This window comes from Devosia indica, assembly GCF_003056405.1.
Taxonomy (GTDB): Bacteria; Pseudomonadota; Alphaproteobacteria; order Rhizobiales; family Devosiaceae; genus Devosia; species Devosia indica.
Genome location: NZ_PYVZ01000020.1, coordinates 54,428 through 78,948, shown reverse-complemented (window position 1 = coordinate 78,948; position 24,521 = coordinate 54,428). Strand labels below are relative to the sequence as shown.

22 protein-coding genes are annotated in these 24,521 nt (G+C 62.4%); 6 read left to right on the top strand and 16 right to left on the bottom strand.

Going from position 1 to position 24,521, the window contains the following annotated elements:
* Nucleotides 1–92 precede the first annotated feature (92 nt).
* Both DDE76_RS17155 and DDE76_RS17150 read left to right on the top strand, forming a co-directional pair.
* A complete protein-coding gene (locus DDE76_RS17155; protein WP_157955872.1) occupies nt 93–512 on the top strand; it encodes a DUF4864 domain-containing protein in 420 nt (139 codons plus the stop codon).
* Nucleotides 513–587: 75 nt separating this feature from the next.
* A complete protein-coding gene (locus DDE76_RS17150) occupies nt 588–1,790 on the top strand; it encodes a pyridoxal phosphate-dependent aminotransferase (protein WP_104894957.1) in 1,203 nt (400 codons plus the stop codon).
* A 25-nt stretch (nt 1,791–1,815) separates the two neighbouring features.
* On the opposite strand, the gene DDE76_RS17145 is transcribed toward DDE76_RS17150, so the two are convergent.
* The 5 genes from DDE76_RS17145 to greA (DDE76_RS17120) all read right to left on the bottom strand — a co-directional run bounded on the left by DDE76_RS17145 (nt 1,816) and on the right by greA (DDE76_RS17120) (nt 7,755).
* Complete coding sequence (locus DDE76_RS17145) at nt 1,816–2,934, bottom strand: hypothetical protein (protein ID WP_157955871.1); 1,119 nt, start codon at nt 2,932–2,934, stop codon at nt 1,816–1,818.
* Nucleotides 2,935–4,247: 1,313 nt separating this feature from the next.
* On the bottom strand, nt 4,248–4,973 hold the full coding sequence (locus DDE76_RS17135; RefSeq protein ID WP_104893682.1) for an HAD family hydrolase: 726 nt from the start codon (nt 4,971–4,973) through the stop codon (nt 4,248–4,250).
* A 191-nt stretch (nt 4,974–5,164) separates the two neighbouring features.
* Nucleotides 5,165–6,058, bottom strand: a complete 894-nt coding sequence (locus DDE76_RS17130) for a LysR family transcriptional regulator (protein WP_104893683.1) — start codon at nt 6,056–6,058, stop codon at nt 5,165–5,167.
* A 116-nt stretch (nt 6,059–6,174) separates the two neighbouring features.
* Entirely contained in the window at nt 6,175–7,125 is a 951-nt protein-coding gene (trxB, locus tag DDE76_RS17125; RefSeq protein ID WP_104893684.1) for a thioredoxin-disulfide reductase, read from the bottom strand.
* Nucleotides 7,126–7,281: 156 nt separating this feature from the next.
* Nucleotides 7,282–7,755, bottom strand: a complete 474-nt coding sequence (gene greA / locus DDE76_RS17120) for a transcription elongation factor GreA (protein ID WP_104893685.1) — start codon at nt 7,753–7,755, stop codon at nt 7,282–7,284.
* Between the two features lie 367 nt (nt 7,756–8,122).
* Here greA (DDE76_RS17120) and DDE76_RS17115 point away from each other — a divergent pair, with 367 nt between their 5' ends.
* Nucleotides 8,123–9,256 (top strand): PQQ-dependent sugar dehydrogenase, encoded by a 1,134-nt coding sequence (locus DDE76_RS17115; protein WP_104893686.1) that lies wholly within the window; start codon nt 8,123–8,125, stop codon nt 9,254–9,256.
* 58 nt (nt 9,257–9,314) lie between these two features.
* Here DDE76_RS17115 and DDE76_RS17110 read toward each other — a convergent pair whose 3' ends face one another.
* Nucleotides 9,315–9,524: a cold-shock protein gene (locus DDE76_RS17110; protein ID WP_104893687.1), complete on the bottom strand. Its 210-nt coding sequence runs from the start codon at nt 9,522–9,524 to the stop codon at nt 9,315–9,317.
* 514 nt (nt 9,525–10,038) lie between these two features.
* Here DDE76_RS17110 and DDE76_RS17100 point away from each other — a divergent pair.
* Both DDE76_RS17100 and ltaE read left to right on the top strand, forming a co-directional pair.
* On the top strand, nt 10,039–11,016 hold the full coding sequence (locus DDE76_RS17100) for a class I SAM-dependent methyltransferase (protein WP_245892034.1): 978 nt from the start codon (nt 10,039–10,041) through the stop codon (nt 11,014–11,016).
* Nucleotides 11,017–11,065: 49 nt separating this feature from the next.
* On the top strand, nt 11,066–12,085 hold the full coding sequence (gene ltaE / locus DDE76_RS17095; RefSeq protein WP_104893689.1) for a low-specificity L-threonine aldolase: 1,020 nt from the start codon (nt 11,066–11,068) through the stop codon (nt 12,083–12,085).
* Between the two features lie 12 nt (nt 12,086–12,097).
* Here the strand turns inward: ltaE and DDE76_RS17090 are convergent, their stop codons facing one another.
* The 9 genes from DDE76_RS17090 to DDE76_RS17050 form a co-directional block, all read right to left on the bottom strand.
* Nucleotides 12,098–13,015, bottom strand: coding sequence for a hypothetical protein (locus DDE76_RS17090; protein ID WP_104893690.1), 918 nt, complete (start codon nt 13,013–13,015; stop codon nt 12,098–12,100).
* Between the two features lie 121 nt (nt 13,016–13,136).
* Nucleotides 13,137–13,760 (bottom strand): type B chloramphenicol O-acetyltransferase, encoded by a 624-nt coding sequence (gene catB / locus DDE76_RS17085; RefSeq protein WP_104893691.1) that lies wholly within the window; start codon nt 13,758–13,760, stop codon nt 13,137–13,139.
* A gap of 290 nt (nt 13,761–14,050) precedes the next feature.
* The gene (gene carB, locus DDE76_RS17080; protein ID WP_104893692.1) at nt 14,051–17,362 is read right to left on the bottom strand and encodes a carbamoyl-phosphate synthase large subunit; all 3,312 of its coding nucleotides are present in this window, start codon (nt 17,360–17,362) and stop codon (nt 14,051–14,053) included.
* 184 nt (nt 17,363–17,546) lie between these two features.
* Entirely contained in the window at nt 17,547–18,554 is a 1,008-nt protein-coding gene (locus DDE76_RS17075) for a hypothetical protein (RefSeq protein WP_104893693.1), read from the bottom strand.
* A gap of 413 nt (nt 18,555–18,967) precedes the next feature.
* Nucleotides 18,968–19,450: a transcription elongation factor GreA gene (gene greA / locus DDE76_RS17070; RefSeq protein WP_104893694.1), complete on the bottom strand. Its 483-nt coding sequence runs from the start codon at nt 19,448–19,450 to the stop codon at nt 18,968–18,970.
* A gap of 112 nt (nt 19,451–19,562) precedes the next feature.
* A complete protein-coding gene (locus DDE76_RS17065) occupies nt 19,563–19,922 on the bottom strand; it encodes a DUF2200 domain-containing protein (RefSeq protein WP_104893695.1) in 360 nt (119 codons plus the stop codon).
* A 103-nt stretch (nt 19,923–20,025) separates the two neighbouring features.
* Nucleotides 20,026–20,226 carry a CsbD family protein gene (locus DDE76_RS17060; RefSeq protein WP_104893696.1) on the bottom strand — a complete coding sequence of 67 codons (201 nt, stop codon included), beginning with the start codon at nt 20,224–20,226 and terminating at the stop codon, nt 20,026–20,028.
* 68 nt (nt 20,227–20,294) lie between these two features.
* Nucleotides 20,295–20,894 carry a DedA family protein gene (locus DDE76_RS17055; RefSeq protein WP_104893697.1) on the bottom strand — a complete coding sequence of 200 codons (600 nt, stop codon included), beginning with the start codon at nt 20,892–20,894 and terminating at the stop codon, nt 20,295–20,297.
* A gap of 419 nt (nt 20,895–21,313) precedes the next feature.
* Nucleotides 21,314–21,682, bottom strand: a complete 369-nt coding sequence (locus tag DDE76_RS17050) for a response regulator (protein ID WP_245892032.1) — start codon at nt 21,680–21,682, stop codon at nt 21,314–21,316.
* Nucleotides 21,683–21,888: 206 nt separating this feature from the next.
* On the opposite strand from DDE76_RS17050, the gene DDE76_RS17045 reads away from it, so the two are divergent.
* Nucleotides 21,889–23,262 carry an HD-GYP domain-containing protein gene (locus tag DDE76_RS17045; RefSeq protein WP_245892031.1) on the top strand — a complete coding sequence of 458 codons (1,374 nt, stop codon included), beginning with the start codon at nt 21,889–21,891 and terminating at the stop codon, nt 23,260–23,262.
* Between the two features lie 65 nt (nt 23,263–23,327).
* On the opposite strand, the gene DDE76_RS17040 is transcribed toward DDE76_RS17045, so the two are convergent.
* A complete protein-coding gene (locus tag DDE76_RS17040) occupies nt 23,328–24,434 on the bottom strand; it encodes a THUMP domain-containing class I SAM-dependent RNA methyltransferase (RefSeq protein ID WP_104893700.1) in 1,107 nt (368 codons plus the stop codon).
* Nucleotides 24,435–24,521: the final 87 nt, after the last annotated feature.

Here is a 24,521-nt window from a genome sequence, read left to right as displayed (position 1 = left end):
GCGGTTCGACTATGAACCAATGGGGGTCGGCTCGGGACCATTTGAGGGCAGAACTGTGGCGGGCTGGGCCTGTCCGAAATGGGAGAGAGACGATGCGTGTTCTCTGGGTTCTTGTCTTGAGTGTTTTTCTGATGATGCCGGGCACGGCGCAGGATGCGATGGAGCAACCCTGGCGCGACAGCGTGACCGGCCAGATCGAGGCGCTGCGCAGTGCCGATGGCGAAACGGCGCTGTCCTTCGCCGGGGCGGCCTTTCGTGCCAGTTATCAAAGCAATCCGCAGCGCTTTGCCGAAGACGTGGCGCGGTCGGGCTATGGTCCGATCGGAGAATCACGCTCGCACAGCTTCGGGACCTTCCGCGAACTTTCTCCCGGCGTAGTGCTGCAGGAGGTCGAGCTTATCGATGCCGATGGCCGGGTCTGGGAAGCGGTCTATCAGCTTGCCGATGAGCGCGACGAGGGCTGGCGTGTGCAGGGCGTGGTGCTGCGCAGCACCCCAGGGCTCGGCATCTAGCAAATAGGCAGCATAGGGCTTTTCGCGCCCTGGGGCTTGCACTAAACCCATTGCCGTCCAGCAAGGGAGGCGATGATGGGTTTTCTGTCCGAGGCTTTGGGGCGCGTGGCGCCGTCCGCGACCGTGGCGATCAGCCAGAAGGCGCGGGTGATGGCGGCCGAGGGCAAGGATATCATCGCGCTGTCGGCCGGTGAGCCGGACTTCAACACGCCCGAACATGTGCGCGAGGCGGCCAAGCGCGCGATGGACGAGGGCAAGACGCGCTATACCAATGTGGATGGCATTGCCGAGCTCAAGGAAGCGGTGGCAGCCAAGTTCCGCCGCGACAACGGGCTGGACGTCACGGCAGCGGATTGCTTCGTCGGTTCGGGCGGCAAGCAGATCATCTTCAATGCGCTGATGGCGACGCTCAATCCGGGCGACGAGGTGGTGGTGCCGGTGCCCTATTGGGTGAGCTATCCCGAAATCGTGCGGCTATGCGGCGCCGAGCCGGTGTTCGCCGTGGCCGATGCCTCGACGGGGTTCAAGCTGACGCCCGAAGCGCTGGAAGCGGCGATTTCGGAAAAGACCAAGTGGCTGATCCTCAATACGCCGTCCAATCCGACGGGGGCGGCCTATTCGGCCGAGGAATTGAAGGGGCTGGCGGCTGTGCTGATGCGGCATCCGCATGTGCACATCCTGACCGACGACATCTATGAAGTGCTGGTCTATGACGGCAAGACCTTCGCCACCATCGCCCAGGTGGAGCCGGAATTGCAGGCCAGGACCCTGACGATGAACGGGGTGAGCAAGTCGCACGCCATGACCGGTTGGCGCATCGGCTATTGCACGGGACCGAAGCCCTTGCTGGCGGCAATGACCAAGCTGCAGAGCCAGTCGACCACCAATGCCAGCTCGATCTCGCAATGGGCGGCAGTGGAAGCGCTGAACGGGCCACAGGGATTTCTGGCCGAATGGCGCGACGTATTCCAGGCTCGGCGCGACATGGTGGTGGCCGGGCTCAATGCCAATACCGGGCTCGACTGCCTGACGCCGGAGGGGGCGTTCTATGTGTTTCCGTCGTGCCAGAGGCTGCTGGGCAAGACCAGTGCGGGCGGCGCGAAGCTGGTGACCGACGAGGATTTCGTCATGGCGCTGCTGGAGGAAACCGGGGTGGCGCTGGTGCATGGCACGGCGTTCGGCCTGCCGGGGCACTTCCGGCTCAGCTATGCGGCGAGCAATGCGGAGCTGGAAGAGGCGGTGAAGCGCATCCAGGGGTTCTGTGCGGGGATCCGTTGAGCGGTCCCGAACTGCCGGATTGATCTTACTGACCGCCTAACAGGGCCGCGAGACTGTCGCCGCCGGCACTGCCGCTGGTGGCCTGGCCGAACATTTCCATCAGCTTGGAGGTGCTTGCATAGCTTTCCATGGCGGCCTGGTAGAGCTGGTCGGACCAACCCACGGCCTGGCGCTCTTCGGGGCTGAGAGAGGAATAGGCGGAGATGATGTTCTGGCTGAAGGCGGTGGGGTCGCCCGACTTGTTGGCGGACTGGAAGCCGGCGAGCAGGGTGGCGCCGCTCTTGGCCTGCAGCACCGACTGGGCCGCCCGGACTTCCTCTCCGGTGAAATTGCCTTCGCTATCGAGCACCATTGCTGACAGGGCGCGGCTGGAGAAGCCGGAAATGTCGATATAGGTGCCGACGGTGGTGGCGCGATTGAAGGTGGGCACGCGCCCATTGGCCACGGCCTCGGCATACATCTTGTCGAGCGTGGTACGGGCATTGCTGGCCAGGTCTGTCATTGAGGGCGGCTCGGCGGTGTCGCCGGCCTCGCTCAGGACCCGGTAGAGCGCCACCGGGTCGCTGGGACCGGCATCCGGCAGTTCGGCTGGGTTGTCCTTGAGTTGTTTCAAGCCCTCGGTGACGGCAGCGCGGCCGGCCTGCCAGTCGGCGCTGGCGCGCTCTTCGGTCCCCAGGGAATCCAGATAGGCCGCGGCGGCCTTGTAGAGACCGGTGAAGTCGCCGGTGACGTTGGTGATAGCAGCAGGGCCGGCCAGTGCAGCCTCGAAGCGGCGCTGCATTTCCAGGCTCGCAGCCTCCCGCTCATCGGCGGTGAAGCTGTCATCGCTGGACATGGCGTAGAGTTCGCGCTGGTCGAGACTGGACAGGTCCAGGGCCAGTTGGCCTCCGCTGAGCGGGCTGGTGCGGCCGGCGTCTTCGAGCAATCGGGTTAGCTTGCTGCGCGCGTCGACCAGAACGGTCGCCAGATCGCGTTCTGCCAAGGCGGCCCGGGCGGCATCGGAGAGGGTGACATCGGTGGCCGCGGGATTGGCAGCGCCGATTGACGTTGTCGCCGTCGCCGCCTTGGCGGTGCTCACAGTGCTATTGGCCGTGCCATAGCCCTGATAGGCGGCGTAGGCGGATGTCGAGGTGATGGCAACCATGGCTGTCTCCCGGTCTTCGGGTGCGGGGTTGCAAATGGCGTGCCGGAGAAAGGCCATTGTTTTCAATGGACTTTTTGGAACTGTGGGTGTCAGGGGAAAAATGTGCCGGGCAGGAAGTGCCGTTGGCTCGAAGGTCCTGCGGAACAAAAAGGCCCCGCCCGAGGGGATGGGCGGGGCCGTTCGGTCTTTGGCCGGAGCCGCTGACCTTGGAGGAGGCGGGTTCACCACGAAGCCCGCCGTTGATCGCAATATCCGATATGGGCGGCTGCGGCACAAACGCACAATCGGAAGTGCTGCCATGCAGATTCGCATGGAGATGGATGGCTGGCCGGACGGAGCAATGGCGCAAAAAAGAGGCTCCAACCGAAGTTGGAGCCTGATGATAGGGCCGAAGCCAAATCGCAAGTGATGGCCCGGATGCAAGGGAGGAGGATTTGCACCAGACCGGTGGACCGTCGCCGCGGGAGGAGGATGCGGTTTCGATCCGGTGTCGCAAGAAGCGGGTCCGAGGGAGGAGGATACGGAGCGGCTTCACCAGCGACAAAGCCAATATAGGTTTTGACCTTTTGGTCAGCAATGCATTTGGTGACATAACAGCCATGCATTAGGCACAGCGACAATCTGTCCAACAAATAGGCAGATTGACAGCTTGGTGACAGGTTGCGTGGGTGCAGAAAAAAAGGCCCCATCCGAAGACGGGGCCTGATGATAGGGCCGAAGCCAAATCGAAAGTGGGGCAGAGAGCAAGGGAGGAGGAGTATGCCGCTCTGCCATGGACCTTGGATCAAGGGAGGAGGAAATGATCCTTAGTCCGGTATCGCGATGCGGGGTCCGAAGGGAGGAGGAGATCGGAGCGCGCCTCAGCGATGGCTCCTATATGAACTCTACTGATCTGATAGACAATCCCGAAACTGACATGTCAGCCATGCGTTTTTGCGAGGGATCGATATGCATCAGAACAAAAAAGAAAGGCCCCGCTCGAGGGGAGAGCAGGGCCCTAAGGAGGACAGGTCAGGAACCTGTCAGGAGGGAACGCAGCGGGCGCAAGGGAGGGAGGAGAAACACCCGCTGTGATGACTGGGCATATAGGGGTGCCGGCGCGGCGCGCCAATCCACCAATGGTTATGCCAGCCATGCAAATCTTGCATAAGGTTGGAAAAAAGCCAATAAAATCAACGGTCGGGGGCGGGGGTGCGGCCGCCTGTCGCGGCCGGGAGCGTGATTTTCAGACTGAAATTCGGGCGCCATGCCGGAATTTGGAGCAGCTGCTGAACTTTTTTTAGGCGTAGAATCGAGCCGGCAGGGGCCTGGACTTACGATTCCCGGCGGCTGGTTTCGCTGGATTCGAAGCGGTTGATGGCCTGTTGCAGTTCGCCCAGATGGCCGATGCGGGCGTAGCGCGGCTCATTGGCGGGCTCGTCAGCGTGCTCGTAGGACCAGGTCAGGTCATGCGGGACATAGGCGGCGAAAGCGCCGGCCGCCAAAGCGGGCAGAATGTCGGATTTGAGCGAATTGCCGGCCATGATGGTGTGTTGGGCACCTTCAGTGTGGCGCTCGAATATGCGGCGATAGACCGGCTCGGTCTTGTCGGAGACCACTTCGACAGCCGCGAAGTATTCGGCGAGACCGGATGCGGCGAGCTTGCGCTCCTGGTCGAGCAGATCGCCCTTGGTGATCAGGATCAGGCGATATTTGTGCTGCAGGTGCTCAAGGGCCGCATCGACATAGGGCAGGGTTTCGAGCGGGTAATCGAGAAGCTCGCGGCCAGCGGCGAGGATTTCGGCAATGACGGTGCCGGGAACGCGGTGCTCGGTGATTTCAAGCGCCGTTTCGAGCATGGAGAGCGTGAAGCTCTTGGCGCCGAAGCCGTAGAATTGCAGGTTGCGGGCGGTTGCCGAAATGAGGCGCTCGGTGAGGTCCGGCGCGTCGGTGTAGTCGCGCAGCAGATCGGCAAAGCGCTGCTCGGTCAGGCGGAAGAACTGCTCATTCTGCCAGAGAGTGTCATCGGCATCGAGGGCGATGGTGGTGATGCGGGGCATGGGCAGTCCTCGAAAGGCTTTCGGAGTGAGTACCCCCACCCAGCTCTGCTACGACCCTTTGGGTCTAGCGACGCTACCCTCCCCACAGGGGGGAGGGAGGCGATGAACAGTGGCGGCTCGGTCCTGCGCCTCCCCCTTGATGGGGAGGGAATGAGGGTGTGGTGTCCCCCGCGCCCGGGATTGACGTTGGTCTAGAACGACCACTCGCGGGCCTTGGACACCAGGAAGTCGCGGAAGACGCCGACGCGCTTGGAGTTCTTGAGAGCCGGCGGATAGACGAAATAGGCCTCATAGGCCGGCAATTCGATCTCGGGCAGGATCTGGACCAGGCCATCTTCCTTTTCCGTGACATAGTCGGGTAGCATGGCGATGCCGATGCCGGCGCGGCAGGCCTGCATCATGCCGTAAATGGCATTGACGCGCAGCGCGGCGCGGCGCGGGCTTGAATCGGCGCGACCCATGCGCTCGAGATAGTTGATATCGCCCAGATAGGAGGGCACCGGCTCACCGAAGCTGATGATCCGGTGGTCATCCAGATCCTCGGACTTATGCGGCATGCCGTGTTCGTCGATATAGGTGTTGGCGGCGTAGAAGTGATTGTGCACCGTGAACAGCTTGCGCTGGATCATCTCGGACTGGTTGGGGCGGTGCAGGCGGATGGCCACGTCGGCCTCGCGCATGGCCAGATCCAGTTCGGCGTCATTGAGGCGGATTTCGAGCTGGATCAGCGGATAGAGTTTTAGGAATTCGTCGAGCCGCGAGGAGAGCCAGGTGGAACCGATACCCACGGTGGTGGTGACGATCAGCGGGCCGGTGGGGACGTCCTGGCTTTCGGACATCTGGGTTTCGACCTGCTGCAATTCCCAATGCATGCGATGGGCGGTGCGGAAAAGTTGCTCGCCCACTTCGGTGAGCACCAGACCGCGGGCGTGGCGGATGAACAGCTTGAGGCCCAGGTCGTCTTCAAGCGCGGAAATCTGCCGGCTGACGGCCGACTGGCTCATGCCCAGCTTTTCGGCGGCATGGGTGAAACTGCCCGACTCGGCGGCGGTGTGGAAAATCCGTAGCTTGTCCCAGTCGAGCATGTTGGCGACGCTTTCTTTTGTGTGTTCTCAGCCAGGTCGGACCGCGACCCTCACCAGCGGCGAGGGAGGCGCAAAAATTGTGACAGCAGCGTGACTTATGCGCGAGGTTTGCACCACTATTCCGCTGCCTCGGCCAGTTCATGCGCCGCCAGGTACCGCTCGGCATCGAGCGCAGCCATGCAGCCCATGCCGGCGGCGGTGACGGCCTGGCGATAGACATCGTCGGTGACATCGCCCGCGGCAAAGACGCCGGGCACATTGGTTTCGGTGGTGCCTGGCTTTACCTGCAGATAGCCGCCGGGCTTCATATCGAGCTTGCCGGCGAAAATAGCGGTGGCGGGGGCGTGGCCGATGGCGACAAAGACACCATCAATCGGCTGTTCATAGGTTTCGCCGGTGGTGGTGTTGCGCAGGGTGACCGCATTGACCGAGGGAGGCATGGGCGTGCCACCGACTTCGGCGACCTCGGTGTTCCAGCGCACTTCGATCTTGGGGTTCTTGAACAGGCGGTCCTGCAGGATGCGTTCGGCGCGGAATTCGTCGCGGCGATGCACGACGATGACCTTTTCGGCGAAATTGGTGAGGAACAAGGCCTCTTCAACGGCGGTATTGCCGCCGCCGACGACCAGCACCTGCTTGCCGCGATAGAAAAAGCCATCGCAGGTGGCGCAGGCGGAGACGCCAAAGCCCTGGAACTGCTGTTCGGAGGGCAGGCCGAGCCATTTGGCCTGGGCGCCTGTGGCAATGATCAGGCTATCGGCGGTATAGGTGTCGCCACTATCGCCGTGCAGCACAAAGGGACGCTTGTCCAGGTCGACGGAGGTGATGATGTCATTGACCATGCGAGTGCCGACATGTTCGGCCTGCGCCTTCATCTGGTCCATCAGCCAGGGGCCCTGGATGACATCGGCAAAGCCGGGATAATTCTCTACATCGGTGGTGATGGTGAGCTGGCCGCCTGGTTGCAGGCCCTGGATCATCACGGGTTCGAGCATGGCACGGGCCGCATAGATCGCGGCAGAATAGCCGGCCGGGCCGGAGCCAATGATGATGACTTTCGCGTGCATCGCGACGCCTCTCCAATAGGTCAGGAAAACTCCCTCGCCCTTACTTAAGAGGCGAAGGCAGATGGTTTCAAGGCAAACTCACTCCCGCAGGCGAGATGCCCGCGGGAGTGGACAGGAAAGACACAGGAATTTCGGCTGGTGCCTAAAGTTTAGGCGCTAGATATAGCGGATCTTGACGATCTCATAGCTCTTAGAGCCGCCCGGGGCGGCAACCTCGAACGAATCGCCCTCTTCCTTGCCAATCATGGCGCGGGAGAGGGGCGAGGAAATCGAGATGCGTCCGGCCGAGGCGTCGGCCTCGGGATCGCCCACGACCTGATAGGTCTTTTCTTCCTCGGTGTCCTCGTCAATGAAGGTGACCGTCGCGCCGAACTTGACGGTGGCGCCGCTCAGCTTGGTGACATCGATGATGTCGGCCAGCGCCAGGAGCGTCTCGAGCTCCTTGATGCGGCCTTCATTGAGGCTCTGCTGCTCCTTGGCAGCAGAATATTCTGCGTTTTCAGACAGATCGCCGTGGGCGCGGGCTTCAGCAATGGCGTCGATGATACGACGGCGTTCATTGCTGGTGCGGTGCTCGAACTCAGCAGAAAGGGCCTTGTGGCCCTGAACCGTCATCGGAACCTTGTCCATAATCGTGCTGCCTCCAATCGGCTCGGCATAACAAATGCCGCCGCGTGACCGGATTCCCGGTCCGCGACAGGCTATCAATTGATGTTGGCCCTGCCCGGGGCGTTGTGGCCACCCGGCATGGTCTCCCCCTGCCAAACTCCGTTCGGCCAATGCTTCACGACAAGTTTAAGTGGGAGATCACACCAGCTTGCCCAACCGCCGCGTTCCGGTCAAGCCAGTGTGCTCCAAGCAGATAGTGCGTGTGCACAAGCTGGCAAGGGCTGTGACCAAAGAAAGCCGGCCTGGTGCATTTGGGGCAGTGCGCCGTGTCCAAGGCAGTGATGCCTTCGGGCGCGGACCAATCAATTTTGATGCAAGGAGATCGTTTATGCGGGACCGGATCAGACTTCTCTTAGGCGTAGTGCTGGCCAGCGTGGTCGCCGGAGTGCCGGTGATGGCGCAGGAAACCAGCCAGAGCAGCGCCGGGACGCTGACGGCCACAACGATTGCCGACGGGCTCGAACATCCCTGGGCGCTGTCCGTGCTGCCCGATGGGCGCTTTCTGGTGACCGAGCGGCCGGGGCGGTTGCGGGTGATTGCCGATGGGGTGGCTGGTGAACCCATTGCGGGCGTGCCCGAGGTGGTGGCGCGCGGGCAGGGCGGATTGCTCGACGTGACGCTGGCCCCTGATTTCGCCGAAACCGGACAGCTTTTTCTCAGCTATGCCGAGCCGGGCGAGGGCGGCACCGGTACGGCGGTGATGTCGGCGCGGCTGGAGCTGGAAGGCAATAGCGGCCGTCTGGTCGACCAGACCGTGATCTTCCGGATGAATAATTTCGACGGCTCGACGCGGCATTTCGGTTCGCGCATCGTTGTTGGCAATGACGGGAACCTGTTTGTGACGCTGGGCGAGCGTGGCAGTGAAAACCGTGCGCAAGACCCGGCAGACCTGGCCGGCGGGGTGGTGCGCATCGCCCCGGACGGGTCGGTGCCTGAGGATAACCCGCAGATTGATGGCTGGGCGCCGGAATTCTGGAGCATCGGGCACCGCAATCCGCAGGGCGCGACGCTGCGCGAGAGCGATGGTGCGCTGTTCGCTGTCGAGCATGGTGCGCGTGGGGGTGACGAGGTCAATCTGGTCGAGGCCGGCAAGAATTATGGCTGGCCGGAAATCGCCTATGGCACCAATTATGACGGCAGCCCGATCGGCGTGGGCGAGACGCAGCCGGGGCTGGAGCAGCCATTGCATTACTGGGACCCTTCGATTTCGCCATCGGGGCTGGACTTCTATGAAGGGTCGCTGTTCCCGGAGTGGGAAGGCGATCTGCTGCTCGGTGGATTGAGCGGGACCGTATTGGTGCGCCTCGACATGGATGGCGATGCCGTGGTGGACGAGGAGCGGCTGTTCGACGGTGTGCTGGGGCGCATTCGGGATGTGAAAGCTGGGCCGGATGGTGCGCTTTACCTGATTACCGATGCGGGCAATGGGCGGTTGGTCCGGGTGGCCCCGGAAGGGTCATAGACAAAAAAAGGGCGCGCCCGGTTTCGGACGCGCCCCAATTCCGTCCCTGATCCGAGGATCAGGAGGGCGTCAGATTGTCGGCGGCGGATTTGCCGGTCCGCTTGTCCTTGACGATCTCGTAGCTCACCTTCTGGCCTTCATCCAGGCCATTCAGGCCCGAGCGCTGAACAGCGGAAATATGGACAAAGACGTCCGCCCCGCCTTCATCGGGCTGAATGAAGCCATAACCTTTTTGGCCGTTGAACCATTTAACGGTGCCAGTTGCCATGTTGCGCGTTCCCTCGTGCATTCGCTGCTGGTGCGGTCCCGGCCGTGCACCCGGCCAGAACCTAGTTGATATCGAAATATCGGAAGATGACGTCAGCAATTGCGAATGGAATTCGCGTCTTCAGATCAGTCGGCCGCAATATTCGATGGTGCGAAGCCTAGCCTGAAATTCGGGAGGCATCAATATGCCGTGTGGCCAAGCGAAAACGCCCGGCAGAACGGCAGGTTCTGTCAGGAAATCAACGGTTTGGTCTCAAAAATATCCGGCATCTGGATGATGGCCGGACAGGCTGGCGCACGCTGCGCCGCCACCAATTGGCAAGGGCGACTGGGGTCGATCACCATTGGTTGGACGCTATTCTAGTCGAGTCGTGGCGATTGGAAAGTGAACATTTGGTCACAGCAGACCAGGGCCGGCACGCATCCGGTGTCAAATCGCTTGCCTTTGGCCGCGCTTTGCGGCAAATCCCGCGCGCCGCGCCAGATGGGGCCGGTTTTCTCGAAAGCATTTCGTCTTGACCAAGGCGTTCTTTTCTTCCGGCGATGTGATCGCCGACCGGCGCGCGGATTATGCCCGCATGCTGGACGAGCAGGGTGACTGCGCGGCGGCGGCTGAACTGATGGATCAGGCGCTGGAAATGGTGCCGGACTGGGCCGCCGGGTGGGATCTGGCAGGCATTTTTCACGAGAAGTCGGGCAATGTTGCAAAGGCCATAGCGGCCTGGCGTCGGCTGGAGGCGCTGGACGATGCCGGCGTGTTCGGCGCGCGGCTCAAGCTGGCTGCGCATGACGCCGGCCCGGCGGGCGAGGGGACGGCGGTCGGCTATGTCGAGGCGCTGTTTGACCAATATGCGCCGCAGTTCGAAGAATCGCTGGTGGGCAGACTGGGCTATCGCGTGCCGGACCTGCTCGATGCGCTGGTGGCCGAGGAAATGGCGCGGCTGGGGCTTTCCAGCTTTGAGCGGGCGCTGGATCTGGGCTGTGGCACCGGGCTGATGGGCGAGCGGCTGCGGGGAAAGGTCGGGCATATCGAGGGGGTGGACATTTCCGCAGCGATGATTGCCGAGACCGCGCGCAAGGGAATTTATGACAGTCTTGCCAAGGCCGAACTGGTGGCGACGCTCAATGCGCGCCGGGCCGATGTGGACCTGGTCACGGCGGCGGATGTGCTGATTTATTGCGGGGCTTTGCAGCCGGTGCTTTCAGCGCTGATGCCGGCCATGCGCCCGGGCGGGCTGGTAGCTTTCTCGCTGGAGGCGCATGAGGGCGAAGAGGCCCTGTTTCTGCGGCCCAGCCTGCGCTATGCGCATGGCGTTCAGGCGACGCGCGATGCGCTGGTCGTCGCCGGGCTTGAGGTGCTGCGCTTCGAAACCGCGGTGCTGCGGTTCGATCGCGGGGCGCCGATTACCGGCATTCTGGTGGTGGCACGCAAGCCTGCCGTGGATCTGACGGCGGCCAATGATGAAGCCGAGGGCGGCGACGTCGCGGCCTAGCTTTTTGTCCTCGGGCTTGGCAGAAGGGCACTCCTAAAAGGAGCCTGCCATGAATGCCATTCGTCACGACTTCCGATCCGACACGGTCACCAGGCCCAGTGCCGGGATGCGAGCGGCCATGGCCGCCGCCGAGGTGGGCGATGACGTGTTCGGCGACGATCCGACAGTCAATCTGCTCGAACAGCGCATGGCCGGGATGCTGGGCAAGAATGCGGCACTGTTCGTGCCCTCGGGGACGATGTCGAACCTGCTGGCGCTGATGAGCCATTGCGGCCGGGGCGATGAATTCATCGCCGGGCAGAATGCGCATTGCTACAAATATGAGGCGGGCGGGGCGGCCGTTCTGGGCTCGATACAGCCGCAGCCGATTGCGCATCAGGCCGATGGCACCATGGCGCTGGGCGAGATCGAGGCCGCCATCAAGAGCGGCGACAACCATTTTGCCACGACGCGGGTGATTGCACTGGAAAACACGTTTGGTGGTCGCGTGCTGCCGGTGGACTATATGACGGCCGTAGCGGAAATCGCGGCGCGGCATGGGCTGGGCCTGCATCTGGATGGCGCGCGGGCGTTCAATGCGTGCGTGGCGCTCGATCTTGATATCAAGGATTTCGTGGCGCCGTTCGACACGGTTTCGATCTGCCTGTCGAAGGGATTGGGCACGCCGGTCGGGTCGGTGCTGGTCGGGCGGCAGGATCTGATCGAGACAGCGCGACGCCATCGCAAGATGCTGGGCGGCGGGCTGCGGCAGTCGGGCATCCTGGCGGCAGCGGGGCTCTATGCCCTGGAACACAATGTTGGCCGGCTGGCCGAGGACCACCGGCGGGCCAAAGCGCTGGCCGAGGGGCTGGCGCGGCATGAGGCACTGCGGGTCACCATGCCCGACACCAATATATTGTGGGTCGATATGGCGGCCGATCTGGGCGAGCGCTTCACCGCCTATCTGGGTGAGCATGGCGTCGGCGTTACGGGCCGCTATGGCCAGCAGCGCTGGGTGACACATCTTGACGTTGCTGATGAGGATGTCACCCAGGCGCTGGCATTGGTGGACCGGTTTTTCGCAGGCTAAAAGGGACCGCGTCTAGCGCGGTGTGGCGGCGCCGAACCAATAGGTCGCGCCGGGCAGCTCAAGCCGACGGAAGGCCATGGCCGACAGGGAATCGTCCATGAGCTGGGTTTCCTGCCAGACCGCGTCGATGGCCGCTTCCTGCCCCAGATTGCGGTCGATGCCGATGAAGCGCCAGGGGTGGAAATAGTCAGCCGATTCCGGGCGCTCTCCGCCGGTCCATTGATAGGCGCCTGATTCCACATTGGCCGACCAGCTTATGACTGCCAGTTCGGCGGCGGCATGGGCGGGCGTGGCGATCAGCCCATCGCTTTCGGAGTATTGGCGCGGCCAATGGGGGGCAGACATGTCGGTTTCTGCCCAGTCGGCGATGGCGTCGAAGGGATAATCGAGGTCCATGCAGGGCCGGCCCGTACAGTCCTGATCGTAAGCGATATCGGGGTCGATGACGGTTCGGGCTGCATCGACCAGAACGGCGGTGTTGCCCATGAGCGGCATGAAGACAAAGCGCCAGCCGAGATGCTCGCCCTCGCCAAATTCCGAAGCGTCTGCCGTGTTGTCCGCGCCATAGGCCTCAATTGCCATGTCGCGGATTGCCGGCCCCATATTGTAGTGGCGAAGCTCGATGAAGCTGAGCCTGCCGTGCTGTTCGTCGTACAATTCGCCATAGGCAAGGGCAGTCCGGGTCCGCTCGGACGGGATAGCGCCAGTGGCAATCAGCAGGGCCTTCTCGATGGGCCCGACTGCGCCGCCGGGGCTGATGGTGGTGGTGTCGAGCCAATAGTCCTGCAAGGACTGTTCCAGTGCCTCGATATCAACCCGCTCATAGCCGGGCGGGGCAAGGAACTGATCGATCGCGGTTTCGAGGTCGTTGGCGGTAGCGATGCCGGTGCTGGCGAGCAGCAGGGCAGTGGTGGCAAGTGTGCGGATCATGGCGTCCCCCTCAGTGGTGATGCGGCTTGGTAGCAGGACCAGTCTGAACGGCAGATGAGCGGAGGGGGAAGAGGTGCGGTGGTGCGCCGGGCGGATTTCGTGTCCGCCCGGCGCCGTAGCGTTAGTTTTTCTGCCAGAAGGCGTAGAGGCCCGCGATGTCCGCGGAGGTCAGCAAGGGTATTGCTGCGCTCAGGCGTTCGATCGGCCAGTCCCACCAAGCCGATTCGAGCAGCATGGCAATCTCGGCGTCGCCAAACCGTTTGCGGATCGGCTTGGCAGGATTGCCGCCGACAATGGCGTATGGTTCGACGTCCTTGGTCACCAGGGCTCGGGTGCCGATGACGGCGCCGTGGCCGATGGTGACGCCGGGCATGATGATGGCTTCCGAACCGATCCAGACATCACTGCCGATGATGGTGTCACCAGCGGGCCGAAAGGCATTGTTCGCCGAGGCGAATTCTGGCGCGTCGGGGACGAACGCGAAGGGAAAGGTCGAGACCCAATCGTTCCGATGACCCTGATTGCCGGCCATAATGAAGGCGGCGCCCGAGCCGATGGAGCAAAAGGCGCCGACGATCAACCGGTCGACGCCGGGCTCGGTCATCAGGTAGCGGGCGCAGTCGTCAAAGGAATGGCCGTGATAGTAGCCCGAGTAGTAGCTGTATCGGCCCACCACGATATTGGGATTGGTGACCTGGCGGTCGAGCGGAATACCCAGAAAAGGGCTATCAAAATAGTTGGACATGATTGTTCCATGAAGTGGCGCCCATTGCGGGCGGAAATGCACAGAGCCGAATGCGCAGCAGCCATCGCCGGCGCGGCGGCCGGTGTAAGGGCGCTTCCTCCCGCTTGATTTGCGGGCAGAAGCGCTATGCGCTGGTTCGGTCTGCGGACTTCATGGTGGAGTGGTTTTAGGTGAGCTGATTGGGCGTGTCGAGCCTTTGGGCACACCCCACCCAGCTTTGCTGCGGCCCTTCGGGCCCAGCGACGTCTCCTCCCCCTGAAGAAGGGGAGGAGACAGGTCGAGGGTCGGCTCTAGGCCGCGAAATAGTCCTGCAGGGCGCGGACCTGGAGGCTGCCCTGCTTGAGGGCGATGATCCCTTCGACGGCCGCGAGGGCGCCGTCGATAGTGGTGTAGTAGGGGATCTTGGACAGGAGTGCGGTGCGGCGGATGTCGCGGCTGTCGGAGATCGATTTGAGACCATCGGTGGTGTTGATGACCAGCTGCACGCCGCCATTTTTCATCGAGTCGACGATGTGCGGACGGCCCTCGAGCACCTTGTTGATCTTGGTGGCCGCGACGTTGTTATCGACCAGATAGCGCTGAGTGCCGCCGGTGGCGAGGATTTCGAAACCGGCTTCGACGAGATGGCGGGCCATATCGACAATATCGGGCTTGTCGCTGTCGCGCACCGAGATGAACGCCTTGCCCGAGGTCGGAACCTTCTGGCCGGCGCCCATCTGCGACTTCGCGAAGGCCATGGCGAAATCGGTGTCGAGGCCAATGACTTCGCCGGTCGACTTCATTTCCGGGCCGAGTACGGTGTCGACGCCGGGGAAGCGGTTGAACGGGAAGACGGCTTCCTTGACGGCGATGTGCTTGAGTTGCTTTTCCACCAGATTGAAGCTGGCCAGGCTCTCGCCGGCCATGACGCGGCTGGCGATCTTGGCGATGGGTTCGCCGATGACCTTGGCCACGAAAGGCACGGTGCGCGAGGCGCGCGGATTGACCTCGATGAGGTAGATCGTGTCGTCCTTATAGGCGAACTGCACGTTCATCAGGCCACCGACCTTGAGGGCGAAGGCCAGTTCACGGGTCTGGCGCTTGAGCTCGTCGATGATGGCGGGCGGCAGGGTGCGCGGGGGCAGGGAACAGGCCGAGTCACCTGAGTGAATGCCGGCTTCCTCGATATGCTCCATGATGCCGGCCACGAACACGTCCTTGCCATCGCACAGGCAATCGACGTCGATTTCGGTGGCGCCGGAGAGATAGGCGTCGAACAGCAGCGGGTTGTCCGACAGGACCGAGTTGATCTGGCCGGTCTTGTCGTTGGGATAGCGCTGGAGAATATCGGGCGGGACGAGGCCGGTCAGCGTGTCCTGCACATAACGCTCGAATTCGCTGGCGGAATGAACGATGGCCATGGCGCGGCCGCCCAGCACGTAGGACGGGCGGATGACCAGCGGGTAGCCGAGGCGCTCGGCGACGAGACGGGCCTGTTCGAGTGAGTAGGCAATACCGTTCTTGGGCTGGGTCAGTTCGAGCTTGTTCAGGAGCTTCATGAACAAGTCGCGGTCCTCGGCCAGGTCGATGGCTTCGGGCTGGGTGCCCAGAATCGGCACGCCGGCCTTGGCCACAGCCTCGGCCAGGTTCAGCGGGGTCTGGCCACCGAACTGCACGATGACACCATGCAACGTCCCGTTCTGCTTTTCGGTGAGCAGGATTTCGATGACGTCTTCCTCGGTCAGCGGCTCGAAATAGAGGCGGTCCGAGGTGTCGTAGTCGGTCGAGACGGTTTCGGGATTGCAGTTGACCATGATGGTCTCATAGCCGGCCTCGGCCAGCGCGAAGGCGGCGTGGCAGCAGCAATAGTCGAACTCGATGCCCTGGCCGATACGGTTAGGGCCGCCGCCGAGAATGACGACCTTCTTGCGGTCGGTGGGGCGGGACTCGTCCGCAACCTTGCCGGCAAAGGGCGTTTCATAGGTCGAATACATATAGGCGGTCGGAGAAGCGAATTCGGCTGCGGAGGTGTCGATGCGCTTGTAGGCCGGGCGTACATCGAGGCTGTGGCGAAGCTTACGCACGTCGGAGACCTTGAGATTGGCCAACTGTGCCAGGCGCGCGTCCGAGAAGCCCATGGATTTGAGCATGCGCAGGCTGGCTGCGTCCTGGGGCAGGCCGAATTCCTTGACCTTGGCTTCCATGTCGACGATGCCGCGCATCTGCTCGATGAACCAGGGGTCGATCTTGCAGGCGTCGTAAATGTCTTCGTTGGAGACGCCCAGGCGCATGGCCTCGGCCACGTGCAGCAGGCGTTGCGGTGTGCCGGTGCCCAGGGCCGCCTTGATGGCGTTCTTGTCCTCGCCTTCGCCCAGGCCGGGAATGCCGACTTCGTTCAGTCCGGTGAGGCCGGTTTCGAGGCTGCGCAGGGCCTTTTGCAGCGATTCCTGGAAGGTGCGGCCAATGGCCATGGCTTCGCCCACCGACTTCATGGAAGTGGTCAGGCGATTGTCCGAGCCGGGGAATTTTTCAAAGGCAAAGCGCGGGATCTTGGTGACGACATAATCGATGGTCGGCTCGAAGCTGGCCGGGGTGGCGCCGCCGGTGATGTCGTTTTCGAGTTCATCGAGGGTGTAGCCGACGGCAAGACGTGCGGCGACCTTGGCGATGGGGAAGCCGGTGGCCTTGGAGGCCAGCGCCGAGGAGCGCGAGACGCGCGGGTTCATCTCGATAACGACCATGCGGCCGTCCTTGGGGTTGATGCCGAACTGGACGTTGGAGCCGCCGGTTTCCACCCCGATCTCGCGCAGCACTGCCAAAGAGGCGTCGCGCATGATCTGGTATTCCTTGTCGGTCAGCGTCAGGGCCGGAGCGACGGTGATGGAGTCGCCGGTATGGACGCCCATCGGGTCGATATTCTCGATCGAGCAGACGATGATGCAGTTGTCCTTTTTGTCACGGACAACCTCCATCTCGTATTCCTTCCAGCCGAGCACGCTTTCCTCGACCAGCACTTCATTGGTGGGCGAGGCGTCGATGCCGCTTTCGCAGATGGCGAGGTATTCCTCGCGGTTATAGGCGATGCCGCCGCCGGTGCCGCCCAGGGTGAAACTTGGGCGAATGATGGCGGGCAGGCCGATCACTTCGAGCGCCTGCAGGGCTTCGATGGTGTTGTGGGCAAGCATGGAGCGCGGGGTTTCGAGCCCGATCTTCTTCATGGCATCGCGGAACAGCTCGCGATCTTCGGCCTTGTCGATGGCCTCGGCAGTGGCGCCGATCATCTCGACATTGTATTTTTCGAGCACGCCCATCTTGCGCAGCGAGAGGGCACAGTTGAGCGCGGTCTGGCCGCCCATGGTGGGGAGCAGCGCGTCGGGGCGCTCCTTCTCGATGATCTTGGCGACGACCTCGGGGGTGATCGGCTCCATATAGGTGGCGTCGGCCAGGTCCGGATCGGTCATGATCGTCGCCGGATTGGAGTTCACCAGAATGATCCGGTACCCCTCTTCCCTGAGTGCCTTGCAGGCCTGGGTGCCCGAATAGTCGAACTCGCAGGCCTGCCCGATAATGATCGGGCCCGCACCGATGATGAGGATCGATTTGATGTCGGTACGCTTTGGCATTCGGGGCTCGCTCTGGCTCGTTCAACTTGACTGCCGGACGAGGGAGAGAATCGCCCGGACACACCCGTCCGCACGAAACCCGCGCTGCAGTTGAGCACTGCGCCGCAGGGGAAAAGACCGAACATGGTGGTTAAGCGGGCGGTTTAGCGGAAGAGGAGGGGAAAGGGAAGGGGGTGGGCGGACCTCACTCAAGATAGTGGCGAGGAGGCAGCATAGATCGTCCACCACGCTTAAAATCTTTGAGCACAGATACGTAGGCAGGTGACTGGGGCAGGGGGCCTTCATTTAGTCGAATGAACTGAAAACAGTGTGGAACACGATTGATCATCAGTTGGCTTAACTTCAGCCAGCCTTCGCGAGTAAAGTTCCCGGCCAGGGACCGTCGCATTGCGTTGACGAGTATGTCGACCGCTTCAAGTCCGAACTCGCTCTCATCCGAGAATCGAAAACTCTCATCCATCAAGAGACGAAGGTCAAAAAACTCGCCTGGGGTTGAAGTGGGAGCGAACTGTCGCTTCCAATCGCTCACAGTCGTTCTGAACCGAGCGAGGCCACTATAGTCACCTCCCTCTACCTGCATGAAAGGCGCCCGGAATGTGTGCGACGCCAGCATAGGTAGTGTGGCTGTGCGCCACCAGTCTTCCCACGGGGTAATTTTGCTCCCATTGTGCTTCGCGTCAACGATCCAGTGGTAGTTTTTTAGTTCCGCCGGACTTCTAAAAGCGTAGTACGTCTGCGCGTTATTAATTGTGTGATATACTAGATTTTCCATCGCGACCGCTTGCACATATAGTTGAATCGGCATCCGCTCTAAGTCGCTACGCAGGTTCCATACCGTGTGCTTGAAGTCTGGGTGGTGTTCATCAGTCAGATGGGCGGTGATTGCGACGGCCTGTCTAGCGCGATGGGCTTCAAGTTGTTCGAGGGAATGCATCGCGAGGTCGATCAAGACGACCTCGAAGATGCCTCCAATCTTGCGCAGCACTTCCACAACTTCGCCAACTTCTTTTTCGCCCAGCAATCGCCCTTTCACCTGACCATCGGATTTAGGCAGCGTACGTCGGATACGCCCATACAGTTTCTCGAATCCACGCATACTATGATCGGGAATTGTCAGGCTACCGACCGCTGAAATGCTTGCTGGTTTCGTGGAAAGCGCAAACGTGCCCGACTCGTCGATGAATATGTGCATGCAGTAAAGTACCGCACAAAGGCAGTAGGGTGGAACTTCCCCGTCCTGACATTCGGGATGCCCTAGAGAGGCAGCGCCAGCGGCATGGCTTGGACACTTCTCGCGAGGCAGGTCGTGTGCGAAACACCCCCACCTAGCTCTGCTACGGCCCTTTGGGCCTAGCGTCGCTACCTCCCCCTGTTCAGGGGGAGGTGAAGAGGGGGATTCGTCTTGTCTCTATGTCGCCCCGCACACTGGTCGTCACCCTCGGGCTTGACCCGAGGGCTCTGTACTTCAGATGGCATCTAGGGGGCCGCAATCATGGACGCCCAAATGATGTTGTTGGCGCGTGCGCTGACGCGCCAAGTGAAGAGCCCTCGGGTCAAGCCCGAGGGTGACGCGCAGTGGGGTGGTAGATGTGGTGGCCATTCCACTCACCCAATCCCGACAATCTCCACCTCTGCCTCGCCCAACACCGCCACGTCACCCACGCCCTTACCCATCAGCGCCCGCGCCAGGGGCGAGGCGAAGGAGAGCGTGCCGGATTTGGGGTCGGCTTCGTCTTCGCCGACGATGGTGTAGGTCTGGGTGCGGCCGTCGTCGCGTTCGATGGTGACGCGGGAGCCGAAGGCGACGATGTCGTTGCTTTCAGGCGGCGGCACGAGTTGGGCGGTGCGGAGGCGTTCGTTGAGGTAACGCAGGTCGCGGTATGGATTGGCGGAATGGCGGCGGCGTTCGTTGATGTCTTCGATGGCGAGGGCGGTTTCATAGGCGGCACTGGCCTTGGCCAGTTGACGCTGCAGTTCGGCCAGCCCATTGGCGGTCACGAGATTGGGGCCCGGGGGAACGGGTTTTTCCGGCAGCATGGTTTCGGCGGCCGTCTCGGCGCTGTCTTCCTTGGTAAAGGCTACGCTCACTGAACACTCTCCTGCTGACGACGACATGAAGGCCGCTGCCCGACGCAGCCTGGCTTTGCCAATATGTAGGCATGCTCGTGGCGAAGTGAAACGGCCAGTGAGGCAGCCCCGACTATGGCGCGGGCCGGCGCAATATCTTTTCCATCTTCTTTCCCTTCGCCAGTTCGTCCACCAGCTTGTCGAGATAGCGCAGTTCGCGCATCAGGGGGTCTTCGATGGTTTCAACGCGGATGCCGCAGACGACGCCGGTGATGAGGGCGCGGTTGGGGTTGAGCTCTGGGGCGTTGGCGAAGAAGTCTTCGAAGGTGGTCTTGCTGGCCAGTTCGGCTTCGAGCGAGGCCTGATCGTGGCCGGTGAGCCAGCGGAAGATTTCATCGACCTCGGCCTTGGAGCGCCCCTTCTTCTCCGCCTTGGCGATATAGAGCGGATAGACGCTGGCGACGCTGGTGGAAAAGATGCGGTGTCCGGCCATGGCTGTGTCCAGATCGATTGGTGCCGATGGGCCGAAGCTAGCATGGATGGAGGCACAAAAAAGCCCGGTCAATGACCGGGCTTTTGAGAGGGCGGCTGGCCGCCTAGTTCACGCGGCTCGACCAATCATCGACTTCCTTGCGGACCTCGTCCTTGGTCTTGCCGTAGCGCTCCTGAAGCTTGCCTTCGAGCTGCTCGCGGTTGCCGTTGATCTGGGCGATATCGTCATCGGTCAGCTTGCCCCACTGTTCCTTGGCCTTGCCCGTGAACTGCTTCCAACTGCCTTCAATGCGATTCCAGTCCATTTTCATCTCCTTGGTGGTGTGAGAGATAAACGTCTGACGCCCGTGACCGTTCCCACAAAGCGATCGGTTCAGGCTGCAGAACGGCGGCGACGGGCGCCGAAGCGATCGAGCAGAAGCCCGATTAGCACCGCGAGCAGGATGGCCAGAGCCATGCCCAGCAGCGGCTGGTCGTGGAACCATTGTCCGGCGAGATAGCCCATGGTGACGTTATAGGCGGCCCAGACCACACCGGCGATGAAGCAGAATGGAGCGAAGCGTGCATAGGCAAAGCCGGTGCTGCCGGCGGTGAGATTGACGGCCAGGCGGGCAAAGGGAATGAAGCGGGCAGTGAGCACCACCATGCCGGCACGCGGCCCCAGGCGCCGGCTGGCCCAGCGCAGCAGGCGGGCCAGGGGGCGAAAGCGGGTGGCTTGAAGGCGGCGAACGCCGACAAGACGGCCCAGTGCATAGGTCAGGCTGTCGCCCAGCATGGCGCCGAGCGAGGCGGTCAGCAGCAACAGGATAATGTCCGGGACAGCATTGGAAGCGGCAAGCGCCGCCAGGCCGACCACGACCACTTCACTAGGAAAGACAGGAAAGACCCCGTCGAGCACGACCAGCAACAGGGCGACCAGATAGACCCAGGGGGAGGTTGCAAGGGGCAGGACGATATCGTTGAGAATGTCCATGTCGGTCCGGCAGTTGAGACGGCCGGCAGGATAGCGGCAGGCGGCAACGGGCGTGTGACAGGACGCAGGCGGGCCATCTCTGGCAACGGGACGTCATCAACTCAGGCTTCGGGCTCGTTCCCGCCGCTCGAGCCACTCGCCGCCAAAAGGCCCAAGAGCGGCCATAGGTCCGCCCTGTTCTTGGCCTCACATTGCCGTGATCCAAATCGGATCGGAGACGAACACAGAGGTTGAAATGAAGAATCTGCGACTTGCCGCGATTGCCGTTGCAACCGGCCTGATACTTGCTGCCTGCGGTGACGCCCCACCACCAGCCGATGCGGCCGGCTCAACGACAGAGGCGCCCGCAACCGATGCCCCCGCCAGCCAATAGGCGTCCAATCCATCAGTAGGAGCCCCGGTTCATGCCGGGGCTTTTTTCATGCAGCGCGCGATAAGGAATTCCGTTGCAGCGCGGACAGGATGGCGTTGACCGCATAGGGTTTGGGGATGAACACGGCCCCGGGCGGCAGATCGGCAGGCATGGGCCGCACGCCGCCGGAGACGACGATGATGGGCAGACCAGGCCGGCCCTGAGCGGCGAGGCGTGCCAAGGCAAGGCCATCGGGGCCGTCGCCGAGTTCGATATCGGTAATCAGAGCGTCGATGCGGGCGTCGAGCAGGCGCGCAGCCGTTCGGGCGCTGCCGGCCGTCAGGACGTCGTGGCCGCATTGGGTCAATTGATCGGCCAGATCGAGCAGCAGGAGCGGCTGATCTTCAACGGCCAGAATGCGCAAAGCGTTGGACATTTGGTTGGCCTCCATACGCGGTTACGGGGAAAGCTTGGAAGAGGAAGCGCTGGCGTGGCGGATCGTTGCATGCGGAGGACGCATGGCTGATCACATGGTTAGGATTTGGTTCAAATTGGATGGATCGGCGGGGGGCGGCCGACACCGGATCTGGGTATTGCCTTAAGGATTTTGCCATAGGCTGGGCGGCACGAAAGGGGAGTGCCGTGGCCGAACGCGAAGTGGTGTATCTGTCCGAAGTGGTGGGGGCGCTCAGCTTTGCGCTCGACATTACCGAGGGACAACCCGTTGGACACAGCCTGCGGTGCTGCTGGATCGGCATGCATCTGGGCATGAGGTTGGGACTGAGCCAGGCCGAGCTTTCGGATCTCTACTATACGCTGCTGCTCAAGGATATCGGATGCAGCTCCAATGCCGCGCGGATCTGCCAGCTCTATCTGGCCGACGATCTGAGCTTCAAAAGCAATTACAAGGTGGTCGACACCAAGCTGCCCGAGATCCTGCGTTTTCTGATTGCCAATACCGGCCGCCGGTCGGGCTTTGTTGAGCGGCTGCAGACGCTGGTGCATATTGCGCGCAATGGCGGGGAAATCTCCAAGGAACTGATCGAGACGCGATGCCAGCGGGGTGCGGTGATCGCCCGGTCCATGCGGTTTTCCGAAGCCGTGGCGCAGGGCATTCTCGATCTCGACGAGCATTGGGACGGAAGCGGGCAGCCAGTGGAGCTGGAAGGCGAAGCAATTTCGCTGTTTGCGCGCATTGCGCTGCTGGCGCAGGTGGTGGACGTATTCTTCATGCGCGGCGGAGCCAAGGCGGCACTGGCCGAGGTAACCGAGCGGTCCGGGCGCTGGTTCGATCCGCAACTGGTGGCCCTGCTGGCCGGGATGATAGACGATGCCGGGTTCTGGCAGGCCATGCTGAGCAATGACCTGCATGAGCGCGTGATGGGGCTGGAGCCGCGGGCGCTGACGCGGGCGGTGGATGAGGACTATCTGGACGATATCGCGGCCGGCTTTGCGCAGGTGGTCGACGCCAAAAGTCCGTTTACGGCCGGTCACAGCGACCGGGTGGCGCTGTTCACCGACCTGATTGCCGAGGAAATGGGCTATGCGCCCGAGCGGCGGCGCTGGCTCAAGCGCGCGGCCCTGCTGCACGATATCGGCAAGCTGGGCGTCTCCAACAGCGTGCTCGACAAGAACGGCAAGCCGGATGATGACGAGTGGGCCGAAATCAAACGGCACCCGGAGCTGGGGCGGGTGATCCTGTCCAAGATCGCAGCATTTCAGGACATGGCGCGGATTGCCGGGGACCACCACGAAAAGCTCAATGGCCGGGGCTATCCGCATGGCATCAAGGCGGACGCAATCGACCTCGATACGCGGATTGTCACCGTGGCCGATATTTTCGACGCGCTGACGGCAGACCGGCCTTATCGCAAGGCGATGCCGGTGTCTGCGGCGTTCGAAATCATGGAAAAGGAAGTCGGGTCGGGGCTCGACCCGGATGTGTTTGCCGCTCTGCGGCGTGGCTTTATGCGGCTTGAAGACGTGGCGGGTTCAGAGGGGGAACGCGCGGCTTAGGGGGAGGAACGCCCCACCTAGCCTCCCCCTGATAGGGGAGGGGCGCTACGCGTTCGTCTGAAAACCTAAAGCCTGGACCGATAGAGCCCGACGCGGATGCCGCCGTGCAGGACTGGTGGCAGTGGCGGTTCGAAGCCGAGGCCGGTCGACTGAGCCAGTTGCCGGTCTGCCGTGATGATGCCGACGCGCCAGCCGGAGAAGCGCGTTTTGAGAACTGTGCCCAGGGTACGGTGCAGACCGATGAGTGGGCCCTTTTCGCCCACGCGGGTACCATAGGGTGGATTGACGATCACAAGGCCCGGCGCGCCTTCGGGCGGGGTCAGGTCTTCGATGGATTGCTGGGCAAAGCCGGTGCAGTCCGAAACGCCTGCGCGGGTGGCGTTTTCCGATGCCATGCGGATGGCGCCGGGATCGCGGTCGAAGCCAAGAAAGCGCATTGTTGTCGGGGCTGGGGCGGCAGGTTCGCGGAGTTCTGCCCAGGCCTTGGCGTTGAAACAGGGAAGCTGCTCGAAGGCGAAGGTTCGCGTGCGGCCAGGATGCAGGCCGAGGGCGATTTCGGCGGCCTCGATGACGAAGGTGCCCGAGCCGCACATGGGGTCGAGCACTGGTTCGGTGCCGGTATAGCCACATTGGGTCAGGAACATCGCCGCCATAGTTTCGCGCATCGGGGCCTTGGCAACGCCTTCCTTGAAGCCGCGCTTGTGCAGGGACTCGCCGGATGTGTCGATGCTGATGGTGACCAGATCGTCCTCGATGCGGACCATGATGCGGAGCACGGCATCCTCGGCGATGGGCGCGCCCAGTTCCTCACTGATGGCGGTGGCGACACGCTGGGCAGCAGCACCGGCGTGATAGATGCGCGAGCGCTTGCAACTGGCCTCGACGTGGACGGGCACGTCGGGACGGAGGAGTTCGGCCCAGGGCAGCTTTCGCGCGCGCTTGTCGAGCTGGGCCAGATGCAGGGCGCGGAAGGAGGCGATGCGCGCCAGGACGCGGGTGGCGCCGCGCAGCACCAGATTGGCACGCCAGACATCGGGCCAGGTGCCGGGAAAAGTGACACCGCCATCGGTGATTGTCGCAAGGCTGAAGCCGGCGGCGCGCGCTTCATCGGCCAGCGGGGCTTCAAGGCCGGGGGTGGCGACCAGAAAGATATCGAAAGGGGGCGTGTTCATGGGCGAGCAGTAGCCCCGGGCGCGGGGGCTGGCAAGTTTGCTGATAGGAAGGGTTACGCTCGGCGTGATCTGTGCTTATATCGGCGA

Coding starts and splice junctions, on each gene's coding strand:
- ltaE (WP_104893689.1), top strand. CDS start 11,066: ATGAATGCCATTCGTCACGACTTCCGATCCGACACGGTCACCAGGCCC.
- DDE76_RS17075 (WP_104893693.1), bottom strand. CDS start 18,554: ATGCACATATTCATCGACGAGTCGGGCACGTTTGCGCTTTCCACGAAA.
- DDE76_RS17150 (WP_104894957.1), top strand. CDS start 588: ATGGGTTTTCTGTCCGAGGCTTTGGGGCGCGTGGCGCCGTCCGCGACC.
- catB (WP_104893691.1), bottom strand. CDS start 13,760: ATGTCCAACTATTTTGATAGCCCTTTTCTGGGTATTCCGCTCGACCGC.
- DDE76_RS17155 (WP_157955872.1), top strand. CDS start 93: ATGCGTGTTCTCTGGGTTCTTGTCTTGAGTGTTTTTCTGATGATGCCG.
- DDE76_RS17090 (WP_104893690.1), bottom strand. CDS start 13,015: ATGATCCGCACACTTGCCACCACTGCCCTGCTGCTCGCCAGCACCGGC.
- carB (WP_104893692.1), bottom strand. CDS start 17,362: ATGCCAAAGCGTACCGACATCAAATCGATCCTCATCATCGGTGCGGGC.
- DDE76_RS17060 (WP_104893696.1), bottom strand. CDS start 20,226: ATGGACTGGAATCGCATTGAAGGCAGTTGGAAGCAGTTCACGGGCAAG.
- DDE76_RS17115 (WP_104893686.1), top strand. CDS start 8,123: ATGCGGGACCGGATCAGACTTCTCTTAGGCGTAGTGCTGGCCAGCGTG.
- DDE76_RS17110 (WP_104893687.1), bottom strand. CDS start 9,524: ATGGCAACTGGCACCGTTAAATGGTTCAACGGCCAAAAAGGTTATGGC.
- DDE76_RS17135 (WP_104893682.1), bottom strand. CDS start 4,973: ATGCCCCGCATCACCACCATCGCCCTCGATGCCGATGACACTCTCTGG.
- DDE76_RS17055 (WP_104893697.1), bottom strand. CDS start 20,894: ATGGACATTCTCAACGATATCGTCCTGCCCCTTGCAACCTCCCCCTGG.
- DDE76_RS17130 (WP_104893683.1), bottom strand. CDS start 6,058: ATGCTCGACTGGGACAAGCTACGGATTTTCCACACCGCCGCCGAGTCG.
- DDE76_RS17065 (WP_104893695.1), bottom strand. CDS start 19,922: ATGGCCGGACACCGCATCTTTTCCACCAGCGTCGCCAGCGTCTATCCG.
- greA (WP_104893685.1), bottom strand. CDS start 7,755: ATGGACAAGGTTCCGATGACGGTTCAGGGCCACAAGGCCCTTTCTGCT.
- DDE76_RS17145 (WP_157955871.1), bottom strand. CDS start 2,934: ATGGTTGCCATCACCTCGACATCCGCCTACGCCGCCTATCAGGGCTAT.
- DDE76_RS17050 (WP_245892032.1), bottom strand. CDS start 21,682: ATGTCCAACGCTTTGCGCATTCTGGCCGTTGAAGATCAGCCGCTCCTG.
- DDE76_RS17040 (WP_104893700.1), bottom strand. CDS start 24,434: ATGAACACGCCCCCTTTCGATATCTTTCTGGTCGCCACCCCCGGCCTT.
- trxB (WP_104893684.1), bottom strand. CDS start 7,125: ATGCACGCGAAAGTCATCATCATTGGCTCCGGCCCGGCCGGCTATTCT.